Source organism: Prolixibacteraceae bacterium, from assembly GCA_019856515.1.
Classification (GTDB): domain Bacteria; phylum Bacteroidota; class Bacteroidia; order Bacteroidales; family Prolixibacteraceae; genus Halosquirtibacter; species Halosquirtibacter xylanolyticus.
The window spans coordinates 4,332,766-4,356,445 of record CP082230.1 but is presented as its reverse complement, the minus strand read 5'-3'; the positions used below and the strand labels follow the sequence as shown (position 1 = coordinate 4,356,445).

General features: G+C 37.1%; 16 protein-coding genes. 7 read left to right on the top strand and 9 right to left on the bottom strand.

Features of this window, described 5'->3' with window-relative positions; genetic code table 11:
* The first annotated feature begins 274 nt into the window (after positions 1–274).
* Complete coding sequence (locus K5X82_15985; GenBank protein QZT36727.1) at positions 275–1,330, top strand: galactose oxidase; 1,056 nt, start codon at positions 275–277, stop codon at positions 1,328–1,330.
* 14 nt (positions 1,331–1,344) lie between these two features.
* Positions 1,345–1,677 carry a DUF4907 domain-containing protein gene (locus tag K5X82_15980; protein QZT36726.1) on the top strand — a complete coding sequence of 111 codons (333 nt, stop codon included), beginning with the start codon at positions 1,345–1,347 and terminating at the stop codon, positions 1,675–1,677.
* 57 nt (positions 1,678–1,734) lie between these two features.
* On the opposite strand, the gene K5X82_15975 is transcribed toward K5X82_15980, so the two are convergent.
* The 8 genes from K5X82_15975 to K5X82_15940 form a co-directional block, all read right to left on the bottom strand.
* Positions 1,735–2,595 (bottom strand): hypothetical protein, encoded by an 861-nt coding sequence (locus tag K5X82_15975; protein ID QZT36725.1) that lies wholly within the window; start codon positions 2,593–2,595, stop codon positions 1,735–1,737.
* 126 nt (positions 2,596–2,721) lie between these two features.
* A complete protein-coding gene (locus K5X82_15970) occupies positions 2,722–3,309 on the bottom strand; it encodes a hypothetical protein (protein QZT36724.1) in 588 nt (195 codons plus the stop codon).
* A 170-nt stretch (positions 3,310–3,479) separates the two neighbouring features.
* A complete protein-coding gene (xseB, locus tag K5X82_15965; GenBank protein ID QZT36723.1) occupies positions 3,480–3,680 on the bottom strand; it encodes an exodeoxyribonuclease VII small subunit in 201 nt (66 codons plus the stop codon).
* Between the two features lie 7 nt (positions 3,681–3,687).
* Positions 3,688–5,127: an exodeoxyribonuclease VII large subunit gene (xseA, locus tag K5X82_15960; protein QZT36722.1), complete on the bottom strand. Its 1,440-nt coding sequence runs from the start codon at positions 5,125–5,127 to the stop codon at positions 3,688–3,690.
* Positions 5,128–5,136: 9 nt separating this feature from the next.
* Positions 5,137–6,348, bottom strand: coding sequence for a DEAD/DEAH box helicase (locus tag K5X82_15955; protein ID QZT36721.1), 1,212 nt, complete (start codon positions 6,346–6,348; stop codon positions 5,137–5,139).
* Between the two features lie 89 nt (positions 6,349–6,437).
* Positions 6,438–7,040 (bottom strand): 3'-5' exonuclease domain-containing protein 2, encoded by a 603-nt coding sequence (locus K5X82_15950; GenBank protein QZT36720.1) that lies wholly within the window; start codon positions 7,038–7,040, stop codon positions 6,438–6,440.
* Between the two features lie 61 nt (positions 7,041–7,101).
* A complete protein-coding gene (locus K5X82_15945) occupies positions 7,102–7,644 on the bottom strand; it encodes a DUF5063 domain-containing protein (GenBank protein QZT36719.1) in 543 nt (180 codons plus the stop codon).
* Positions 7,645–7,722: 78 nt separating this feature from the next.
* Positions 7,723–9,609: a RecQ family ATP-dependent DNA helicase gene (locus tag K5X82_15940; protein QZT36718.1), complete on the bottom strand. Its 1,887-nt coding sequence runs from the start codon at positions 9,607–9,609 to the stop codon at positions 7,723–7,725.
* 781 nt (positions 9,610–10,390) lie between these two features.
* Here K5X82_15940 and guaB point away from each other — a divergent pair.
* From guaB to K5X82_15915, 5 genes are all read left to right on the top strand, one after another.
* Positions 10,391–11,863: an IMP dehydrogenase gene (guaB, locus tag K5X82_15935; GenBank protein ID QZT36717.1), complete on the top strand. Its 1,473-nt coding sequence runs from the start codon at positions 10,391–10,393 to the stop codon at positions 11,861–11,863.
* Between the two features lie 1,163 nt (positions 11,864–13,026).
* A complete protein-coding gene (locus tag K5X82_15930) occupies positions 13,027–16,476 on the top strand; it encodes a SusC/RagA family TonB-linked outer membrane protein (GenBank protein ID QZT36716.1) in 3,450 nt (1,149 codons plus the stop codon).
* A gap of 21 nt (positions 16,477–16,497) precedes the next feature.
* Positions 16,498–17,943: a RagB/SusD family nutrient uptake outer membrane protein gene (locus tag K5X82_15925; GenBank protein ID QZT36715.1), complete on the top strand. Its 1,446-nt coding sequence runs from the start codon at positions 16,498–16,500 to the stop codon at positions 17,941–17,943.
* Positions 17,944–17,949: 6 nt separating this feature from the next.
* Positions 17,950–18,921: a hypothetical protein gene (locus K5X82_15920; GenBank protein QZT36714.1), complete on the top strand. Its 972-nt coding sequence runs from the start codon at positions 17,950–17,952 to the stop codon at positions 18,919–18,921.
* Positions 18,922–18,950: 29 nt separating this feature from the next.
* A complete protein-coding gene (locus K5X82_15915; GenBank protein QZT36713.1) occupies positions 18,951–20,210 on the top strand; it encodes a DUF4302 domain-containing protein in 1,260 nt (419 codons plus the stop codon).
* A 549-nt stretch (positions 20,211–20,759) separates the two neighbouring features.
* Here K5X82_15915 and K5X82_15910 read toward each other — a convergent pair.
* Positions 20,760–23,405: a right-handed parallel beta-helix repeat-containing protein gene (locus K5X82_15910; protein QZT36712.1), complete on the bottom strand. Its 2,646-nt coding sequence runs from the start codon at positions 23,403–23,405 to the stop codon at positions 20,760–20,762.
* Positions 23,406–23,680: the final 275 nt, after the last annotated feature.

Sequence of the window (23,680 nt, the reverse complement as noted above, 5' to 3'; positions counted from 1 at the left end):
GTGCCACTGAAGTAGAATAGTTCATTCCGACCAAAAATATTAAGGATAACCCCACCCTCGAAACATTTTAAACAAGCCTATTTTGAGTATCTAACAAAGACCATATTTTATCTACGAAAGCATATTTATCGTCGACATATGTAATTTTGAATAGAAATACGCTTTGGTAGATAAAATGATATTCTTGATTGATAATACCCCGTTTTATATCCGTTTTGTTCTCAGCAAATGAACACCACAAGTATCTTAGCGTCAAAATAATACACCTCATAATATGAAAAGAATGAAGATTGCAAACCTTAAATGGATACTTGGTTTAATCATTGTAGTTGGCTTCGCATCGTGTAATAATGACGATGATGATTTGTATGGAAACTGGGTGAGAATGTCTGACTTTGACGGTCTTGCTCGTGGTAATTCTGTCTCATTTACTATAGACAATAAAGCATATGTTGGTCTCGGATTTGGAGACGACGATAGAAACAATGATGGTTATGCTGATGGTTATCTGAAAGACTTTTGGGTGTACAATCCGGATAAAAATAATTGGACACAGATAGAAGACTTTCCAGGCGTACCACGTACAGGTGCTGTAGCATTCGCTGCTAATGGTAGTGGTTATGTAGGTACTGGATGGGATGGAGACTATAGGTTGAACGATTTCTATAAATATGATACAAACAGTGGACAGTGGACACAGATAGGTGATTTCATTGGTTCCGCTCGTAATAGTGCTGTTGCATTTACTATTGGAAGTAATGGTTTTGTAGGAACTGGATATGATGGAAAAGATCAAAAAGATTTCTACAAATTCGACACACAAGCACAACAGTGGTCACAAGTAGCTAGTTTGGGATCTGATCCAAATGGAGGTTCAGGTGGTAGTAAACGTCAAGGAGCCACAGCATTTGTTCTTAATGGTCTTGGCTATGTATTAACTGGTTATAGCAATGGACAAGCTGCAAAAGATGTCTATGCGTATGATGCAACCAACGACGCTTGGATAAAGAAAAGAGACTTGGATTGGGACGATAACGAATTAGAGAATATCGCTGTGATGAGAAAGAATGCTATCTCATTTGTCATGGACGGCATTGCTTATGTAGGCCTTGGTTATAATAGCGGTATTCAGAATGACATCTGGATGTATAATGCAGCAGAAGATGACTGGGACGAGAAAGAAGACTTTGAAGGGACACCTCGTGAAAACGCAGTGGCCTTTACCCTGAATAACCAGGGGTATATAGCTCTAGGATCGAATGGTAGTTATGATTTCGATGATATCTGGAAATTCCAACCTTGGGCTGAGATCGAATCAGAAGATAACTAAAAAAGAGAATTGATATGAAGCAGAGAAGAAAACTTATTATTGTCCTACTGCTTGCAACCATCATCTCTATTGTAGTAGGGAAAAAAATTATCAATAAGCAAGACGATACACTTCACAACATTTCGGTAAAAGTGGAAAAGGTGGAGGGTGGATATGGTTACAAAATCATGATCGACGACCACTGCTATATTGAACAACCCTACATCCCGGCGATTCCGGGGCGCCAACCTTTTGAAAGCTATGATGATGCCCTAAATGCAGGAACACTCGTGGCAAAGAAGATTAGCGAGAACAAATCACCATCACTGAACATCAATGAGTTAAAACAACTCAATATCATCAAATAGTACACAACAATAGGCTGCCTTCTTTTGAAAGCAGCCTTTTTTATATTCATGGTTATTTTAGTTGTAGTAACGTACAGCCTTTCCTAAAGCAGGACTAGGCAACAAGAATAGTAAGTTTACTTGGAATTGCCATTTTTGGTCATCCATTGAATCAGGACGAATAGCATTATAATTTACCCCAAAACTTACGTTCATTGGAATCTTCTCTTTGATAGCAAACTGATGTCCTACACCTAAACCAAATGGAACAATCCAATTATCTCCATCAGGAAGTGCATCATTATAAAGAATAATAGGAGACGATACGATAGACATACCATTTCTGAAGTAATATCCCAACGAGTATTGGATCATCATAGTGGTTGCTTTATCACCTGAAATACCCCAATTTGGAGTTGCACTGATTAGACCCAAGAAAGATTTAGTCCTATAAACACCCAAAAGAGAAGCTCCAAGCGCCCAATTGTCATCTCCAGCTATCTCGGTATCATCAAACGTATTGCTGTTAAATACGACGCTAGGACCAACACCCACAGTAAAATTACCATTTCCGATATCCCAACCATCTTTGTAGGTGAACAGACCCATATATTGAATATTACCCAATGATGTCTCTGTACCCGTATTTGAAAAATTCCTTGTTTCCAATGGAATCATAACACGATTAATGAAATTTACATGCTCATTGATATAGATCGGAGCAACAAAATTGGTATAGAGTGTATTCTGATCATGATCCCCAAATGTCAATACATTCTGGAAATATAGTTTATAGGCAAAAGCAACAGGATTATTGGCTATCTGTGCCATCTTTTGGTCTTCTTCGAAAATTATAAAGAATGATTCTTCCTCTATCTCCTGAGCTACAAGTGGCAGAGAGGATATAACTAAAAGAGTAAATACGAGTAACTTTTTCATATCGTTTATTTTAATAAGACAACATTTTGCTACTCTAACAGACTATCATTCAGTTTTGTTCAGTTATAAGCATAAAAAAGCAGCTCCTCTTCTAAGAAACTGCTCATTTATCATTATAATTCGTTACTATCCTTCTTGAATAGATCTTACGCCTTCTTGGGTAATGACAAACATTTTGCCCTGTTTTAAACAGTACCCTTTCTTTTCATTCTTATTTAAACAATCACTGGCATTAGATAGTTTAGGCAGCCCTGATTCTTCAAGTAGGGTAGCAACCATCGTAGTAGTAAGCATCTCTACGCCACCACTCATTAAGAATGTAGCCGTGGCCAAAAATCGTCTTACTTGATTATCTAAAGCATCATGACGTTCTAGATATCCAACCAAAGGGTGGTTTGAAGTAATCTCTATAGCAGCTTGTTTAGATGGCCTTCCTCTCTTGCGAGATCTATTTCCTCCAACTACAGCAGTTGTTGTTTGTTCCGTTGAAGATGCGACACTATTCGTCATCTTAACAGTGGGTGTTTCAACACCTTTAGACAATTGAACGCTATGACTTTTGACTGGAGGTGGAGCGATTGAACTAGACTGCTTACTCAAAAGATCAGGTGCCTTTTCTAGCACCTTATCTAATTGAGAATTCACCCAATCATTTTCCCCCTCACACTGAAAGTGCAAGTCGCCAATTTTAAAATCAATTTTTGAGACAGACATGATATTAAAATTACTTATATAAATTACATTAACTATTCATCTATATATATTCAACTAATATATAGTCGCATATAAAAGTAACACATAAATAGTGGAATAGTTCTAGTAATCTATGAAAATTTTTACCTCTATAAAAAAAATATCATATCTCTAAATATCAAAATATAAATCTACTCCATTTCAATTGAGGATAAAATATTATCAATTTCTGTTTCAGACTGTTTCAACTTAGACTTGCAATGCTTTATTAAATTAGATACATACTTCACCTTTTCTACCAAAACATCGACATCATATTCGTCGTTTTCTATCTTTTCCAGTATAGATTTTATCTCCTCTATAGATTCTTTATAACTTTTATTATCAACCATATCGTTATTATTTCTTTTCAACAACCTTACTATATAAAACAAAATCATGGAAAACAGTCTCGATCCTATCCTCGGGACACAACTCAGTAGTAGAAGATACCAATACCCCATCTTTTTTCACAAAGGCGTAACCTCTTTTGAGTATTTTATGAGGATCATAAGATCTAACAATCTGCTCCCAATAGCCTAATTTTGTTTTATTACTATTTATGCTATTATCAACCAGTGAATTTAAAGTCTTATAAAACGTTTTCCACTCCTCCTCTTTTTTCAACAAATCTATTTTACAAAATGTAGATAATTGATGACGAAACCGAGAAATCGCATGATCTTTATTGATTATATTATGCTTTGCGGCACTCCTTATTCCAATATTTAGATGATCTAATTGGCGGTCATTACGTCTTAGAATATCGGTCGTTTTAAGCTGAAATGATTGAAATAATTTATACTGTTTATCTCTTCGACGCCCTCTCTCTTCTAAAAGTGTATGGCGCAAATTATAAGATAATCGCTGTTGAAGCTGATGCTCTTTCTCTAACACTTTCTTGATACGAACAGAGAATCTATGGGCAGCAAGATTTAGCTTTTCATACACAATAAGCATCCGTTCGATAATGTAATCGGCAACAGCAGTAGGAGTCTTCATCGGTATTGCGACCACTTGATCTACCACAGAGATATCCCTAGTATGCCCTATCCCAGTAATCACAGGAACGGGCCATAATGCAATAATCTTAGAAATAGAATATGAATCAAAGACCGACAGATCAATCTGCGATCCTCCACCTCGAATGATCACTAATCCATCAAATTCTTCTGTATGATTAGATATATTATCCAATGCCTCAAGAATGCTTGCCTCCGCATTCTCGCCTTGAAGTAAAGCCTGAAAAAGAGTTATCTTACATGAGAAACCATAACGATTTCGAACCACCTGATCCACGAAATCCTGATATCCAGCAGCATGCTCTGATGAGATCACAGCAATATTCTGAAAACACCAAGGTTTCTCCATCGTACTATTCCGCTCTAATAGTCCCTCTTTTTTTAATCTAGCGATGGTCTCTCTTCTTCTTCGCTCAATCTCTCCAAGAGTATAACTTGGATCGATATCTTGAATCTGGAAATTCAAGCCATGCAGCGCTTTAAAATCAACTTGAACACGTAGTAATACTTTGACACCAGGACCAATAGATTGACCTGTTGCTTCGCTAAATTTACGTTCTAGTGATGTGTAGGAAGTGGCCCAAATGATACCAGAAGATTTCGCCACAATCTTATCTGAGTCGTTATCTTTCTCTACCAATTGGACAAAACAATGGCCTCGTGAGTTGACCTTTACTTCAGACAACTCACAATTGAGCCAAAACGGAGATTTAAAAGAAGTGGAGATCACATTCTCTACAAATCCAAGAACTTGAGATAATCGAACACCCTCTTTCATTGAAATCAATTATTTCTTTTTCTTATAAAAACGTCTTTTCTTATTAAAGCCATGATGACGCTTACTATTTGGCGCATAGACTGGTGAATCACCTATCTCAGGCGGTGTATTCAACTTAAGAATTTCTCTCTCAATAAGCACTTCAATATCTTTAAATTCACTCTGATCCTTATCCGAGATTAACGTGATCGCAATACCAGAGGCATCGGCACGTGCAGTACGACCAACTCTATGTACATAATCCGCTGCATCGTTGGGCACATTATAATTAATCACAAGGTCCAGATCTTTAATATCTATACCTCGAGCCAATATGTCGGTAGCCACCAAAAGCTGAATCTTATGACTTCTAAAATCTAATAGAGCATTCTCTCGCTCCTTTTGATCCAAATCAGAATGAATAGCAGCAGAATGTAGATTTAGCTTATTTAAGGCACGACTCAGCTCGTTTACATCCGACTTACGCGAACAGAAGATAATCGCGCCATTCAAATAATCTTTCCCCTCCAATAGAGATTGGATTAACGCAACCTTATTCTTGTCATAAACCATATAAGCCACCTGTAATATCTTCTCCGCAGGCTTAGAGATCGCAATATTAACCTCTTCAGGATCATTAAGAATCGTATTCGCCAACTTACGTATCTTTGAAGGCATCGTAGCAGAGAACAACAGTGTCTGACGACTATCAGGCGTCTCAGACATGATTTTTACGATATCCTCATAAAAACCCATATCAAGCATCCTATCCGCCTCATCAAGTATCACCACATCAATCTCTTTCAAATCGACATAATTAAACCCCAGATGCTGTAGCAAACGTCCTGGTGTTGCCACCACAATATCTGCTCCACTCGACAATGCCTGCTTCTGTCTTGACCACATATCACTCTCGCTTCCACCATACACAGGTATCGATGAAACATTCGAATAATATGACATTCCTTCAATCTGCTGGTCAATCTGCAACGCAAGTTCTCTGGTAGGCACAATGATCAATGCTCGTATCTTAGAATCATCAGGACATTGTGAGATTCGATCTAATATGGGCAATAGAAAAGCCGCAGTTTTACCTGTTCCTGTCTGAGCACATGCAATAAGATCTTTACGCTCTTGAATCACTGGTATCGCCTTTTCCTGAATAGGAGTACACTCTTTATACCCCATTGCTTCGATCCCCTCATGAAGGGGTTCTGTAAAATCTATATCTATAAACTTCAATTGCATTTTTATTTTGAAGATCTCACACCCGAAAAATTCTCTTTATACACACACGATGAAAACTCACTTACATGGTATGGATCTATGATTTAATCTTTTTCTAATTCATCATAAGAGATCAACTTCTTATATATCTCCGATGACACCCAAGCATCCGTTGCAGCATAAACTTGTTGCGCTGGAGTTAGAATTTCATTCTCCCAATTGGTTAATCGTTGACCTTTCGATATTCTGAAACCAAGAACCAATCCAGCCAACTTCTTCAGACCAAAATTCTCGATATCATACTCTTTAACGAAATCTTGTAGCTCAACAAAACCATCCGCATGAAACTTTCGGATTCTATTTAATCCTTTGATATCATCACGGATAGCAGCACCAACTTTCAAGATGTTTTTATTCTCTAACACTTTCTTTAAACAAGTTGGGATACCTATTTTGTTTAATCTAAATAAAAAAACATGGTCATCTGTAGAAAGTTGTAACAAAGAGACCTCATGAACCACCCCTTTTTTAAATGCCGGTCTTGTCTCAGTATCAAAACCTAAAATCGAATACTGTTGCAAACCAACACAGATCTGTTCTATCTCTTCTTCAGAATCAACTAAAACGATCTCCCCATTATACGCATCTAAAGGTAAAGCAGCCAGCTCCTCTTTAGAAATGCTTTTTTTTCCTTCAAAAAATAACATATAAATGAATCTACTGAATATAACGCTCTATTAAACTATTGTCAAAGCAGTTTATTGGTTGCTATGCTTCCTCGCTATCTATATCTTGATCTCCATACAACAGAATATGCAACACTCTCAATCCATTCAACATCAGCTTTCCCCAATGCATCTGAAAATGCTCTTCACACTCAAACAGTGCGGCTTCCATTGCATCCTCTACCCCTAGTTGATAAGACATTACAAAATCTTTCAAGTCTTGGTAGACATCCATTATATTCTCCGAAAGCGTACTCTGCGACGCCTCATCTAATAGATAATGGTCCGAATCTGAATACCCCGTATAACTATCATGCTCACCTAAAAAATTAGATATCTTGCTCTGAAGAAACCAGTAGTCATGCTCCTCAACAAATTTTTCTGCAAACATATCTCCACCATCTACAGATGGCAACATCGTTGCTTTCAGGTACAACAAAGACCAAAACTTTTGAATATTCGCTAGATATTCGGAACGCTTCTCAAAAGAGTTTTGCTCCACAAATAGACAGTACTCATTTGCAACAGCAACGAATTCAACCACATTCTTGTCATACACAATGTGATTTAAACTTTCCTCTCCCATTATGATTCTATGATTTAAACCTTATTCTTATTCTTCAAAAATACATCAACCAAATGAGCTTTCCCACTTTTATGATTGTTATTTCCCTTTTAATACGAGGAAGCCATTCTTGTCAAACACCACTTCTTCAGATTTCAACAACTGGTCCAACACCATAGGAAAGCTCTTCTCATCTGCAAATAGCGAGTGTAATCGTATCAAAGAGACAGGTGCCACTATCGACGATTTCACCCTATCGATCAACGTGGAGGTCTCCGAAGGACCAGATTGACAAATATCACAAACTCCACACTCCGAAACATCATACTCTCCAAAATAGTTGGAGATAAAGACCGAACGACAAGTCTCTCCGACTTCACAATAATCAATCATACGCGTCATTCGCTCCAAGGCAAAATTCTTTCGCTCCTGATACTTCTGTCGATTAAACAAGAAGTGATCCTTAGAGACCCGATTACGAAGCATCGAGACATAAGCCGTCTTTTTAGCAGCACTATAATGCACCACCCCGCTCTTATCTAGAATCCCCAACACCTTCTCTACCTTCTCCTTCGACCACCTCAAATGATCAGCCATCTCCTGTTCATTAACCTGAATGTAATCAACAAAAACACCCTCATACATTCTCAACAAAACACGTATAAATTTATCATACGCAGGATTATCAACCTGAAAAACATACAGATCGTCTCGGCCAATCGCAATATTCACCTTCGACTCACTCTGCATCTCATCCATATATTGGATATAACCCTCCTTCTCCATCAATTTCATCGCATGAAACACATGAATCATCGTATAGCCAAACTTCTTACAAAACTCCATCACATCGACAGGAAAAGACCTCCCTTCCCCCGAATTGATCGGAATCTCAAGACGATTACACAAAGACTCATAGATATTCCTAACTTGATCAATGTCCGGAAAGGCAGCCTCCAAATCACGTTCTAACCCCCTCTTATCCTCCTCATTATAGAGCAACACCACCACCGAACGCATCTCATCACGCCCAGCCCTACCAGCCTCTTGATAATAAGCCTCCATCGAGCTCGGCACATCATAATGCACCACAAAACGAACATTGTGCTTATCAATACCCATCCCGAAAGCATTCGTTCCAATGATGATCCTTATCTTACCATCAATCCAATCTTGCTGCTTCTGGGCTCGCAACTCGGGAGTCAACCCCCCATGATAAAAGTCGGCATGAATACCGTGATTCCTAAGCATCTCTGATATAATACGAGCCTTACGCCTGGTCCGCACATAGACCAAACCTGCCCCTTTTGCTTTCTTTAAAACAGAGATCAGATATTGGTCCTTATTCTTTAACTTACGTACCCTATAATTCAGGTTGGGACGAACAAAACTCTTCTTAAATATATTCTCCTTCTTAAAGTGCAACTCTTTCTGAATATCTCGTGCAACCCATGGAGTCGCAGTAGCAGTAAGAGCCAACACAGGAACATCCGAAAAAGCATCCCTAAAAACACAAATCTCACGATAAGATGGACGAAAATCAAAACCCCACTGCGAAATACAGTGCGCCTCATCCACCACAATCAAATTGATAGGAAGGTGCCCTATTCGCCTCTGAATAATATCACTTTGAAGTCTCTCTGGAGAGAGATATAAGAAAGGAGTATTACCATACTCCACAGCATCCAAGGCAATATGCACCTCATGCTTGCTCATTCCAGAAACCAATGCCACCGCCTTGATCCCAATAGAATTCAGCTTACTTACTTGATCTTGCATCAACGAAATCAGAGGTGTAACCACCACACACAATCCGCCACGTGCCAACGCAGCAACTTGGAAAACAATAGATTTTCCTCCACCTGTTGGCATAATTCCAAGCGCATCCTCCCCCTTCACCACCGAGTCTATAATATCCTCTTGCAATGGGCGAAAAACCTCAAAACCATAATATTGCTTTAATATGGACCTATATTCGTTCAACATGATCAATTTTAATTCCAAACTTTAAGATAAGCAAAATTAAATCATTGTCCTCTCACATCAAAGAAAACATCCACAAACTATCCTCTTTCCCCACAATAAACACTCAAAATAGCAGTACAACATTGATTCCCCAAACCAAAGCATAACAGCATTACAGTGATCGTAAAACAGCAAAAATCAAGCTGTCGTAAAATGATTATTTGTGACATGCTACCATCGAATTAATAGTACAACTCTATTTGTCAACCACAGAGTGAATCATTCACAGCAAAAAACTACGATTCTACCCTATACCTTCTAGCCACCTTCCCTATACTTAAGTTACCCTAAACTTACCCTTAAGTTACCCTTCCCTTACCTCCACACGACTATTTGGTAAACCAAACGTAAAGAACCTCTCTCTTAAATGTGAAGCAAAAGGCTTGATCATACCCTATTGATATATCGATATTACCCAATAATGACAGACAAACCACGTTTTATCATTTTCAAGATCACAAACCATACAACGGCTACAAATAAGTGAGACCTTTGAATGAGGCTTACCGAACTCCAAATAACGTTGATATAAGAGGTTTCACAAACTATCAGAGGGATATTTTCTCTAACCAAAGGCATCATGCCAATTTATTTTTTACTACCATTATCTCAGAGAGCTGACCTTCAAGAGCCCCTATTTTTTTCATCTTATTTCACAATAAATATTTTTATTATATCCCTCAAATAAACTACCTTTGCCGATTAAATAAAAAAACGTTTCTAATCCAAAAATTTATTACCCATGTCGTTTTTTTCAGATAAAGTTGTATTTGAAGGTCTTACCTTCGATGACGTGCTTCTTGTACCCGCATATTCCGAAGTACTGCCACGCAACGTGAGCCTTAAAACAAAATTCTCTCGTAACATTGAATTGAATACCCCAATCGTGTCTGCTGCAATGGACACCGTAACCGAAGCAAGCATGGCTATCGCTATGGCTCGTGAAGGTGGAATTGGAGTTATTCACAAGAATATGTCTATCGAGGCACAAGCAAAGCAAGTAAAGATTGTGAAACGTGCAGAAAATGGAATGATCTACGACCCAATTACGATCTCTCCAAACAAAACTGTACGTGATGCACTTCGTATCATGGAGACCAATAAAATTGGTGGAATTCCTGTTACAGAAGATGACAAACAGTTGATTGGAATTGTTACCAATCGTGATCTTAGATTCGAAAGTAATCTTACAAGAAAGATTAGCGAAGTGATGACTTCTGAAAACCTTGTAACTACAGATGTTGCTACCGATCTTGAGAAAGCTGCACAGATTCTTCAAAATCATAAGATAGAGAAACTTCCTGTTGTGGATGGTAACAACAAGCTTCTTGGACTGGTAACCTATAAGGATATCACCAAAGCAAAAGATAAGCCTCTTGCTTGTAAAGACAGCAAAGGTCGTTTACGTGTTGCTGCTGGTGTTGGTGTCACTGGCGATACGATGCAAAGAGTTGATGCACTGGTAAATGCTGAAGTAGATGCTATCGTTATCGACACGGCTCATGGTCACTCTAAAGGGGTAATCGAAGTGCTTAAGAAAGCGAAGGCTGCATATCCTCAGGTTGATTTTATTGTTGGTAATATCGCTACTGCAGAAGCTGCTTCTGAACTAGTATTTGCTGGTGCAGATGCTGTGAAAGTAGGTATTGGACCTGGTTCAATCTGTACAACTCGTGTTGTTGCAGGGGTAGGTGTACCACAACTTTCGGCAATCTATAATGTAGCAAAAGCAATCAAAAACAGCGGTGTTCCTGTTATTGCAGATGGTGGACTTCGTTACTCAGGAGATATTGTAAAAGCCATTGCTGCTGGAGGAAACACAGTGATGTGTGGATCTCTTTTTGCAGGAGTAGATGAAGCGCCAGGCGAAACAATCATCTTCCAAGGTCGTAAATTTAAATCATACCGCGGTATGGGATCTATCGATGCAATGGAGAATGGATCAAAAGATCGTTACTTCCAAGATGTAGAAGATGACGTGAAGAAGCTTGTTCCAGAAGGAATCGTTTCTCGTGTAGCATATAAAGGTCGTTTAGACGAAGTATTGTATCAGATGGTAGGTGGGCTTAGAGCCGGTATGGGATATTGTGGTTCAAACAATATCACAGAACTACACAATGCTAAATTCACGCGTATTACATCAGCAGGTATGACAGAAAGTCATCCTCATGATGTTACCATTACTCGTGAAGCACCAAACTATAGTCGCGACTAATAAGCTTCTCAACGATTTGAGGGGTTAGATAACAGCAGTATTCATTACCTACAAGTTATCTTATATATAGAGCAGTAAATCGAAAATACACTTCGATTTACTGCTTTTTTTATTCCTCATAATTCGAAATATCTGACTCCAACATATCCAAGACTATTACATCTATATCTCATCAGATAATTTTAGGCTTGATGAGATATAAACCCAAGTGACATATTATTCAAGAGGATCACGATCTTACAAATAATCGTTCCGAATCTATTTATTGAGAGCATGTTTAAGAAGTAAAAAGCAAATAACTGTACCAATATCATTTAATGGTCGATTAATCTATAGATATGAATATTTGGATGAAAATAGAACATCAGATATACTTATGTGGATCAAAGGGTAATATTGTAGACACATAATTGCAGCAGCATTAAATGAGACAAGATGATTGAATCGAACCTAGTTGGACCTTAACATCCCTTCTCTTTATCGAGAGTAAAACATGAAATACCTAAATTCGTTTCATCTCGATTTACAAAAAAAGATGACATGTTTTCCCAGACACTAGAATGTCTCAATGAACAGTAGTAACATATAATCAAAAATCCATTTGAGTATATGTTACTATATTACATAATAGCAGATTACAGTTACCACAATCACATTTTCACATTTCTTTTGCAGTCACTTATTAGATGAATCTTCAGTTATTGTATAAAATAGTTTCTGTGCTTCCCTGATTAATTATCCATTTAATAACACATCTCATCACCCATAGAATCAAATATAAAAAGGGCATTTATGTAAACATAAAATATGTGCTAACATATCTAATCTAGGGTCTATTTTATTCAACACACAACATAAAGCAATTCATTTTAACACTACAAATTATTATTTAACAACACTAGATTTACACAAAAAAACAAATAGACACTAAACAATCCGTATCTCTTATCAGTTTAACATATATGCAGATATATTAATTTACATATGATATAAGTCAAGGCACATAGGTTAACTATTGTTTATTTGTATAATTATTCATTAATTTGCATTAACACTAATGAACATCATATAAATTAGGGGTTCTTTGATTCCCATCCTTGAATCTTTTTTTTAGACTTAAAACCAAATGATAGGCATTTATTGTAACATTTATATCAACATTTATGAAATCTATTTTTAGAAACCTAAGAGGGATAACCATTCCTCGGAAGACAATTGTATATTGTCTTTTTGCTTTTATTTTACTGGGCAGTTTCAGCACTTATGCTGCACCTATAAAAGCAGCAACCAAAGCCAACCAAGAGAAAAAGACGATCTCAGGTACTGTTATTGACACTAAAGGAGCTCCAATACCAGGAGTAACAGTGATCATTAAAGGGACAACCAACGGTGCCGCAACAGATTTTGATGGAAAATTTAATATCAGATATAGCAACCCTCAAGCTATACTAGTGGTTTCATACATCGGTATGGAGACGCAAGAGTTAAAAATACAAGGTAAGTCTACTATTAAAGTCACACTTAAGAGCGATGCAGAGCAACTTGATGAAGTGATTGTGACTGGGTATCAGAAAGTAGACCGTAAACTATTTGCAGGAGCTGCTGCCAAAGTAAAGATGGATGATGTTCAACTTGCAAGTGAGGCGGATATCTCAAAATCTTTAGAAGGTCGAGTAGCAGGTGTATCTGTTCAGAACGTCTCATCTACTTTCGGTGCTGCACCAAAAATTAGAGTACGTGGTGCATCATCAATCTATGGAAATCAAAAACCACTATGGGTTGTAGATGGTGTAGTACTAGAGGATGCTGTAGATGTATCTATGGATGACTTAAACTCTGGTGACATGAAAACCATCATCAGTTCAGGGGTTGCAGGAATTAATTCTGATGATATTGAAAGTTTTCAGATTCTAAAGGATGCATCAGCAACGGCTCTTTATGGAGCACGTGCGATGAATGGTGTAATTGTAATCAGCACGAAAAAAGGTAAAGATGGTACCTTAAATGTAAATTACAGCATGGGATTGACAGTAAGACCAATTCCTTCGTATAATGACTACAACATTCTGAATTCAAAAGATCAGATGCAAGTCAACAAAGAGATCTACGAAAAAGGGTGGATCAATATTGCGAATACACAATTTGCAAAGAATCATGGAGCATATGCAAAACTATTCAATGAGATTAGTAAGAATAATGTGGATTGGAGTAGTGCGGAAGATACAGAGATAAATAATTTCCTTAGAAAATATGAGAATGCCAATACAGATTGGTTTGATCAGTTATTCCAAACAGGCATACAACAAAATCACACGGTGAGTGTCTCTGGAGGAAGTGAAAAGAGTAATTTCTATGTTTCACTAGGTTATCTTAATGATGCAGGTTGGACTGTTGCGGATAATGTAGATCGATATACTGCTCTATTAAAGGGAACATTTAGATTATCCGAGAAATTCTCTGTTACAGCATCTACCAACCTATCTTACAGAAATCAAAGACTTCCTGGTTCAAGTCAATCAGCAAGTAGTGATAATGATAAAACGGCAGGTGGTGTAAATAGATATACTGGTCGTGTAGAGAGAGATTTTGATTTAAACCCTTATATTTATGCCTTAACTACAAGTAGAAATATCCGCACACAAGACGACAACGGTAATCCTGAGTATTTCAGAAGAAACTATGTTGATTTCAACATGCTACAGGAGCTTGAAAGAGATAAAACGTTAGTGGATGTTAGAGATATGAGCTTCAACACCACATTCAACTACAATTTCAACAAACGTCTCACTTGGAATACAAGACTATCGGCACGCTACTATACAGCAAGAACACAAATGGAAACCCATGAGAGTTCAGCACATGCAGCGGCACTTAGAGCAGGTACAGGTCCTAACGATAGTGAAATCATAAGAGATGATAACAGATTCTTGTATGAGAAGCCAGGATCTACAACAGGGATTAAATACAGTTCTCTTCCAAGTGGAGGTCTATTAAATTTGTATGAGAACTTGATGACCAATTACTATGTAAACAGTTCTGTGAATTGGAACCCAGTGATTGGAGATGATCATATGTTTACCTTCTTGGCTGGTGGGGAATTCCGATATATTGATCGTGTATCAAACAACACTCAAGGATATGGGTTTAACTATGACATGGGGAATTTAGCAAGCCCAACAGTGAACTTTATGGAGAAACTATCGTTGAAAGGGAAGAGTTATTATGGTTTGAGTAAGAGTTATGACAGATTCGAAGCATTCTTCCTTAACTATGGTTATAACTACAAAGGAAAATACACTTTCAATGGTACTTTCCGTTATGATGGTTCTAACAGACTAGGTGTAACCAAGACTGCGAGATGGATGCCAACATGGAATGTGAGTACAAAATGGAATATGAAGAATGAGAACTTCTTAACGGATGTTTCATGGCTAAATAATTTGGCTGTTCGTGCAGGTTATGGATTGAACGGTAGCTTGGGTGACGCAAAGAATGCCTCGCTATATCTCAGATCTTACAACATTGCAAGACCATTAGACCCAACACAATCACAAACAGGAATTTCGATTGAAGGTTTAGAGAACTCTGACCTGAGTTGGGAGAAGCAGTATGAATTGAACATTGGTGCAGAGTTTGCTATATGGAACAACCGTGTATCAGGTGATTTCAACTACTATAATCGTGAAGGGTATGACCTAATTGGTCGTTACCAATCGTCAGGTATTGGTGGAAAACTGTTTAAAAAAGGAAATATTGCAGATATGGATTCTTATGGTTATGAGATGTCTTTAGATGTAATTCCGGTAAAAACGAAAAATTTTGCATGGAGAGCCTCTTTCAGTTACTCTTATCACCATAGTGAAATCAAGAATCTTGTCACGAAAGACTGGGTTGCTAGAGCAACAAGTGTATATGGAGTACCATCTAATGGAGGAGCTGTAAGAGGAATATATTCTGCTAGATTTGCAGGTTTGGATACCAAAGGAGTACCTACATTCTATAATAGAGATAACGAAACAGTAAGATATCTTAAGCTCCAGACAGCCGACTTCTCTGATTTTGAATACTCTGGAAGCTTAGAACCCACAACAAACTTGGGTATCAGCAACAGCATTAAGTTTAAGAATTTAACCGTTTCTGCATTAATCACAGGACAATTTGGTCACGTAAAAAGAGTGATGCAAGACTTTAATTACGAATATGATGATTCTAGTTCACTATCCGAACACCTAAAGAACCGTTGGAGAGTTGCAGGAGATGAGACCAAAACAAATATTCCAGCGATTCAAGACTATGCTTTTATGAAAAAAGCAGATGATGCCAATGATATCCAAAGAGCATACCGACTATATGGCATGTCAGACTATTGGATTGCTGATGCCTCTTTCATTCGACTTAAGAATGTATCTATAAGCTACAACTTACCGAAGAAATGGATCTCAGGACTAGGCATTAAAACATGTAATTTTAGTGTTCAAGGTACCAATCTTGCTCTATTGTGGGCTAAAGATAGCGATAAATTGAATGGTGAAGATCCTGAGTTTGTATGGTCTGGTGGTACTACGATGCCGATTACAAAACAGTACTCTTTTACTTTCAAGATTGGTTTATAATCATTATTAAACGAAAAGAAAATGAAGAAATTAATATATAATTTGGTGGCAGTTGCACTTCTTGCCACTAGCTTCTCCTCTTGCGAAAGCTTCCTCGAAAAAGCGCCAGACGATAGGATGTCCGTACAAACTCTGGATGATGTGAGTGCGGTAATGGCAGAAACATATGACAAAATGAGTACGCATTCTGGCTTATTCTTTGCTACAGACAATGTCACATTAGCTGATGGAGTGACGCAAAGTTACCCAATTCTTACAGATCTCTATAGTTGGAAAAAGATTATTACAAATGAGAAACACCAAGATAATCCTGCATCATTCTGGGAAAACAGTTACTCATCTATTGCAAACTGCAACTTGGTCTTGGAGTCATTAAGAAACATGAATGGTGAAACTAGAAATAGTGACTTTGCAAAAGCACTGCAGGCAGAAGCGTTAATTGGACGCGCATATTACCACTTTATGATTTTGAATACTTTCTCTAAAAGATATGAAACAGCTACAGCTGCTACTGACTTAGGTATACCATATACTAAAAAATTAGAGAACAAGCTTATAGAGAAGTATGATCGTTCCACAGTAGAGGCATGTTATAATGAGATCATTACGGACTACGAGCAAGGAATAAAATTACTTGAAGCCAATAGCAATTCATTTAACACAAATAAATATCGCATCACCATCCCAACAGCTTATGCCATTGGAGGACGTATCTATCTTTGGAGAAACAAAGATCAAAGTGATAATGAGAAAAGTAAAGCATATTCAACCAAAGCAATTGCTGCATATGGAGGTGTCGTTTCAATGAAGAAATGGAGTGATTATGCATTAGATAAAAGAGCTATCATTGAAGTTAAATCTCCAGAGGTAGGTTGGGTTCAAACATATTACACTTGGCAATTAGGCTCGTACATCTACCAATCAACAAATTCTTCTTATAAAAACATAACACAACCTTCTGTCTTGGGAAAAGACCTTAGAGATAATGGAAGCGGTTATAAGCTACAAGGAGATATATTTCTTCCTCTAAATTATTTCATACAAGTTGGATATAGTGGTAAATTAAGCAATGATCTTTTCCCTCTATCAGAATCAGTAATCAATCTAGTAGAGGCAAAAGTAAGACTAAATGATCTTAAAGGAGCATATGATGACATGCAAAACTTCTTGGTGACCAACCATGAAGCACCAATTGCATTTACAGATAAAGATCTGATTGACACCTTTAGCGATGTAGATGGAAAGCCACTAACAGCACAGGAGGCATGGATACAGTTCATTCTTAATCAACGTAAGAGACAATACTACTATAAAGGATTAAGATGGTATGATATCCATAGGTATCAAATCAACATTGAACATAGACTTAAAGATGGACGTCTATTGAAATTAAACGAAGAGCTTCCTCTATTTGCTTTTGAGATTCCTCAATTCGCAATAATTAATGGATTAAAACAAAACTACTAAGAAAACATGAAACATTTAGCATATATACTATTAGCAGTTCTTATTGGGTTTACGAGCTGTTCTAAAGATGAGGATGCATTGATCCCATCCGATAAGCCTCTGTTTCCACCAAGAGAAATAACCGAATTAGACAAGCAAATCATTGAGCTTTTCAAAGGATATAATTTACGTGTTGAGTATAAATATATTGAGAACCTACTTCCAAAGGATTGGTACTATATCACACCACCAAAAGAAGATATTGTTCTCCCAATATGTAAAATGCTTCATGAAGCGTGGTTAACACCTATGGTGAATGGATCAAATAAAGAATTTGTTAGAAAAACATTTCCTAAACAGATCGTATTAGTTGGTTCCACTGCAAAGCAAAAAGACGGAACAGTTGTATTGGGACAAGCAGAAGGAGGAACATTAATTCGATTTACAGAGGCAAATAGTTTTACCGAAACAAATGTCGAATGGATGAGAAAGCAACTTCATACTGCTTATCATGAATATTGCCATATTCTTCATCAAACGTTTATTCTTCCAGATGAATATCGAGAGATAACACCTGATAATTATACTCGTACCGGATGGAGAATAGTGAAACTTAAAGATGCAATAGCAAAAGGCATGGTTACTCCTTATGCAACCTCTAATACTTCGGAAGATTTTGTAGAGATGTTCTCTTGTTATATCACTTACCCTCAAAGCAATTGGGATTATCGAATTAAAGATGAGAAACTTCCTAAAGATTTGGTTGAACTTATCCCTGAAAAAGATAGAAAAGCAGACGAAGATGAACTACAGGCACAGATTGAAGAAGCTATTCTTGCTCTAAGCAAACGTAATGAAGGCAGATCATTTATTCGTAAGAAATTCCAAACATTGGAAAAGTTTATGGTAAAACAAGGTGTAGATATGCATAAAATTAGGGAAGAAGTACAAAAGTATTTAGCAGCAGCGGCAGCTAAGAAACCAGTACCAGCACCCTAATCAAACTATCATATTAAATGAATAATATCATGTTAAGAAAATATATAACCATCATATTTTTGGCATCACTTACATTGGTAGGTTGTCAAGACAATAAAATTGAAGAGGTATTCCAAAAGAATGCTTCAGAAATTCAGTCTGAAAGATTGCAAGACTTTAATACTGAACTGAAGAAGAACGATCAATGGCTTGCTTCGATGTATACAGAAACAGGTAAAAAGACATATTTCTTAAAAATCCAGTTCAAAGATAAAGGACGTACGGTAATGTGTTCTGCTTCAAAGGATATCTCCACTGGAGAAGAGTCATCATACACCTTAAGGTATACCCAGCAAGAGGATCTAATTTTTGACAGTCATAGTTATATGGCTCTACATGTAGATGTAGGACTAAAAGCAGACTTTAGATGGAGTGTACAAGAACAGACAGATAACTATATTCTGTTTAAAAGCCGTGCAGACGGTAGTGAAGGAAAATCATTCTTAAGAATAGAGAAGTATAGTGATGAACTTTATTCTTCCAAAAAGAAGTTAAAGAATGACGAATCTATTTCTCTATTTAGAAACATTGAGATGGAAGGTAGCGAGGTACGTTATGGTTTCGCTTATAATAACGCTCTAAACAAGGCTAGTATTACCAAGTGGGAGGAAGAGAATCAAAGAGAAATTACTACGGTTGTGGATGCCGATGTGACAGATAAAGAGATTATCTTCACAGAACCTGTTGTTATCGAAGGAAATAAATTCTCTAAATTCACATTGGGTGCAGACGGAAACTATGTATCAGATGAAGGAGGTAAAAAAGCTTATATCCGCTATTCAGGATATAGTCCAGTAATGCAAACTGGAGCGGAATTCATTTTCGCAAAACAATTCACATATGCGTACTGTTCTATCGAGACTTCTGACTATACAAAAACTTCGCCTAGTTATATAGACGAATTATTAAAACTTCAGAATAAAAAAATAAATGTTTCATATTTAAGATTTTACAATTCCCAGAAATATGGAATATATATTAAAATAAAATCATCACTTGGCAACTCTTTTGTCGATTTTAAGATCGAAGACAAAGAGCTAGGTAGAAAGGTATTGACACCAACAACTCCAATACCGGATGATTTTAAAGATATTCTTGCTCCTTTCTTTGATGCAAAAGGAGTTTACTTTATTGACAAAGGTTCTTATATAACAGCTGCAGGTAAAGTATACGGCGGAAACAATTCAGTACAAATTGTTTCTGTTACTGATCCTTCTTATCAAGGTTATGCCTATACTTACAGTAAATAGAATTAATATTGTATAGTATTAGATAATTCTTTATGAGCCAACAATGATAAATTGTTGGCTCATTTTTATATTGTATAGTATTAGATGAAAACATTAACCTAATACTGATGAAAAACTGATTAATTATTTGTTGTTAACTCAAATACTATCAAACAAAAATCTAACATTCAAGTCTATAGCTGAGGTATTATAAACAACATGTTGATTTCATCGTGCAGGGGGTACAAAAAGGAAACCACTGATGAAGAATCACCAGTGGCTACCGACAAATGTCTGTCTCTAAAATGAGTAAATAATCTTTGGTGTAGAAAAGCATCTAAAATAGAAACATTACATTAAATAAGGGTTGTTTGATTTACTAATCATAAATCTTGCGGTCTGATACAAAGTAATAGACAACCTATGCATTGTATGTGCATTCGACAAAGTAATTTATCTTTGTGTTTTCTTATAGTCTGTGAAATGAGAGTATAAGTCGTTATATAAACAGTAAAAAAGCCCTTCTTTTTCAAGAAGAGCTCTATAAGTTTTACTTAATATAGTTAGCGATTAGATATCCTGATATACCTGAATTTGTTTCATCGTAAGTTTACCATTACCATTTAATCCCACTTTTACATATTTTGCTTTTACAGTATGATCTAAAATAATATCCCATGAACGTCCTACTTTAATCTCCTCGATATCATTTTTCCATAGCTGTGTCCATTTCTGTCCATCAACACTTGTCCATAGAGCCAATTTTCTATTACTATTGTCTCCATTTTTGTAAGAACTAATCAGGTGGAATGCATCCATCTTCATCTCATCCCCTAAATCAAGAACAATAAATGGATTCTTCTCCTTATTGGTAGAGATAACGGACTCTACATCAACTTCTCCCCCTTTAGCTAACAACATTTGCTTGTAGTTCTTAACTGATCGACCAACAGAAGAGCTCTGGATGTTTGCATTTTCGGAGATAAGTCTTCTCTCTACACGAGCATATACATCTTTAGCAAGATCTTTTGGATAACCATCGGCAAGACCTATTCCCATTACGTCGATCTTTTTACACCCTAATGCATAAGCTGGAGAACTCTTCATCAGAGCCACATCTTCTTTTAACAGTCTTCTGTATTTAGGAAGAGCGTGTACAAATTTAGGATCAGCAACAATGGTTCCTTTCTCAAAACCAGGATGTGCTTGCATCTTTTTCAGAAAGTCTACCTCAATATTCTTATCCAAACTATTATAGAAAACATTCTTACTGTTTTCACAAATATCATATGGTGTATTAAATTGAGATGTTTTTCGTCCAGAATATGGCACCTGTCCTTTACCATTGAAATAGAATATATTATGTGACACTTTGGCACCAGAAAACTTGACCTGTCCAGGATAAGATGTAAAACGCACTGTTGAGTTAATAAAAAGATTGTTCAACAAATTATTACAGCCTTTATGCACGACTCCACCACTAGCGATAATGTTGTTCTCAAAGGTCGTTCCACGCTGCCAATCATCCGTACGCATCCCGTTACCGACCACTTCAACTAGCATATTGTTGCGCATCACATTTCCTGTACCAGCACCTGAGACATTCAATGATGCTCCATCACCAATTTTTACGCGAGTACGGTACACATCGTTAAACTCTACAATATTGTTACGAGCATGTAGGTATGGAAGTAGCGCTTCTTGAGTAATATTCTTTCTATTTCTAAGTTTAGGGTCTAACTCTTTCCAACGTAGTGTTTTTGAGGCTTCATCCCAATCTACGGACTCCCCTTCAATAAAAATGGGTGCTCTAACACCACAAATCCCAACTGCCTTACGCGGGCAATTTTGAATAACATTGTGTCCAACATAGTTTTCACCACTCTGCCAGATAAATATCGCATGTCCATGGAAGACAACCTCACCACAATGATCAATAATATTGCTCTCTATATGGTTATTCTTGTTCACATCCTTCTCTCCTGGACCATAGCCTGCAAGAAGAATCCCCATATGACCGACCCTTTGAATCAAATTATTCTTGATCTCAATCCTTTGCGCATGAAGATCAAGGCGGATTGCAGAGTTTCCAGAGTCTATAAAACGACAGTGGTTCACTTTACAGCCTTCAGCTCCTCTAAAACGAAGCAGCGCATTAGGACAATCAAACTTATCCCAATCATGTTGGATACCCCATCCTTTATGGCCTTTCCACCAGTCATAACGGTTTCCATATCTGAACGTGATGCCTTCGAAAGCAATATTCTTCACAGGTTCATCATTCGCCTTTTTATAATGAATATCTCCTTCAACACGAACCAACTCAGTAAGAGTAGGAACGACTTCACCACCAGACGGTTTTTTATTTTCTGGCCAGTAATAGATCTTACGTGCTTTATGGTCAGCCACCCACTCACCTGGTGTATCTAAAAAACGTATTGAATTTTCAGCAAAAGCTGGATGGTGATCTTTGGGAGTCGTAAATGGTGCCGAATTTGCTTCATACTTTAACCATGCTACGCTCTTTTCAAAGTCAACAGAGTCAATTCCAATAATATTATATGCCCAAGGCACTGGACAGAACTCAAACTCTATATCTTCCCAACGATCCCCCTTTTGGATCAACCCTTTTGGGAAAGGCATTCTTTTCAATAGATAACGATCTTTTTGTTGGGCAACGTTTCTACTAGCAAAACGTTTGGCTTTCTGCGCGGCATGATTGAAACCCTTGCTTCGAGCACGTAACAAACGCTGATTTCCATCATAAAGTACCCTTACAGAATCCACCCCCCTAGGGAAATCGGTAACCCACAACTTACCTTTTGCTTTTACAGGAAGCCCTTTAAGAGTAGTATTTACGGAACTCCACTTACCAACGGTTTGTCCTGATGATAATATTGGATTCTCTCCATTTGCAGCTTTGTAGGTTACAAAATTATTACCTACCCCTCCATCTTTTATACCTAAAATAAGTGTTTGGTCTAATAAGTAAACACCGTCATGTAGTACCACATCAATATTTGCAGCTCTTTTACCTCCTTTTAATGTTCTAATATAATCTCTAGCAGCAGTAACTCCAATGAAAGAGTGTGCTCCTTTTTTGACTTTCCCAACTGATGATGGATAGACATCAAGTGTGATCTTATCTTTACATTGAGCCATTGCTGATATTCCCAGCAATAATGTCAACATAGAGATTGCTTTTAGCAGTTTCATATCTTTTTTGTTTAAGTTATAGACCTAAAAATAGAGATTACGATTCTTTATAACGGAGACAGATATCCCAATAAATAATATGAATTAATCAATCACATTTATGACAAATAAAATGATACGTATATGCAACTATTCACGATATTAATGGCATTAGAACGTTTTTACACTCCATAAAAGTGAAAGCCTATTAGACAAAAGCGAAAGAGACTAATTCTCAATCAATCACACCTTAGATTAAGAACTAATACAGAAAGGAATTAACCTCAATTTTATAT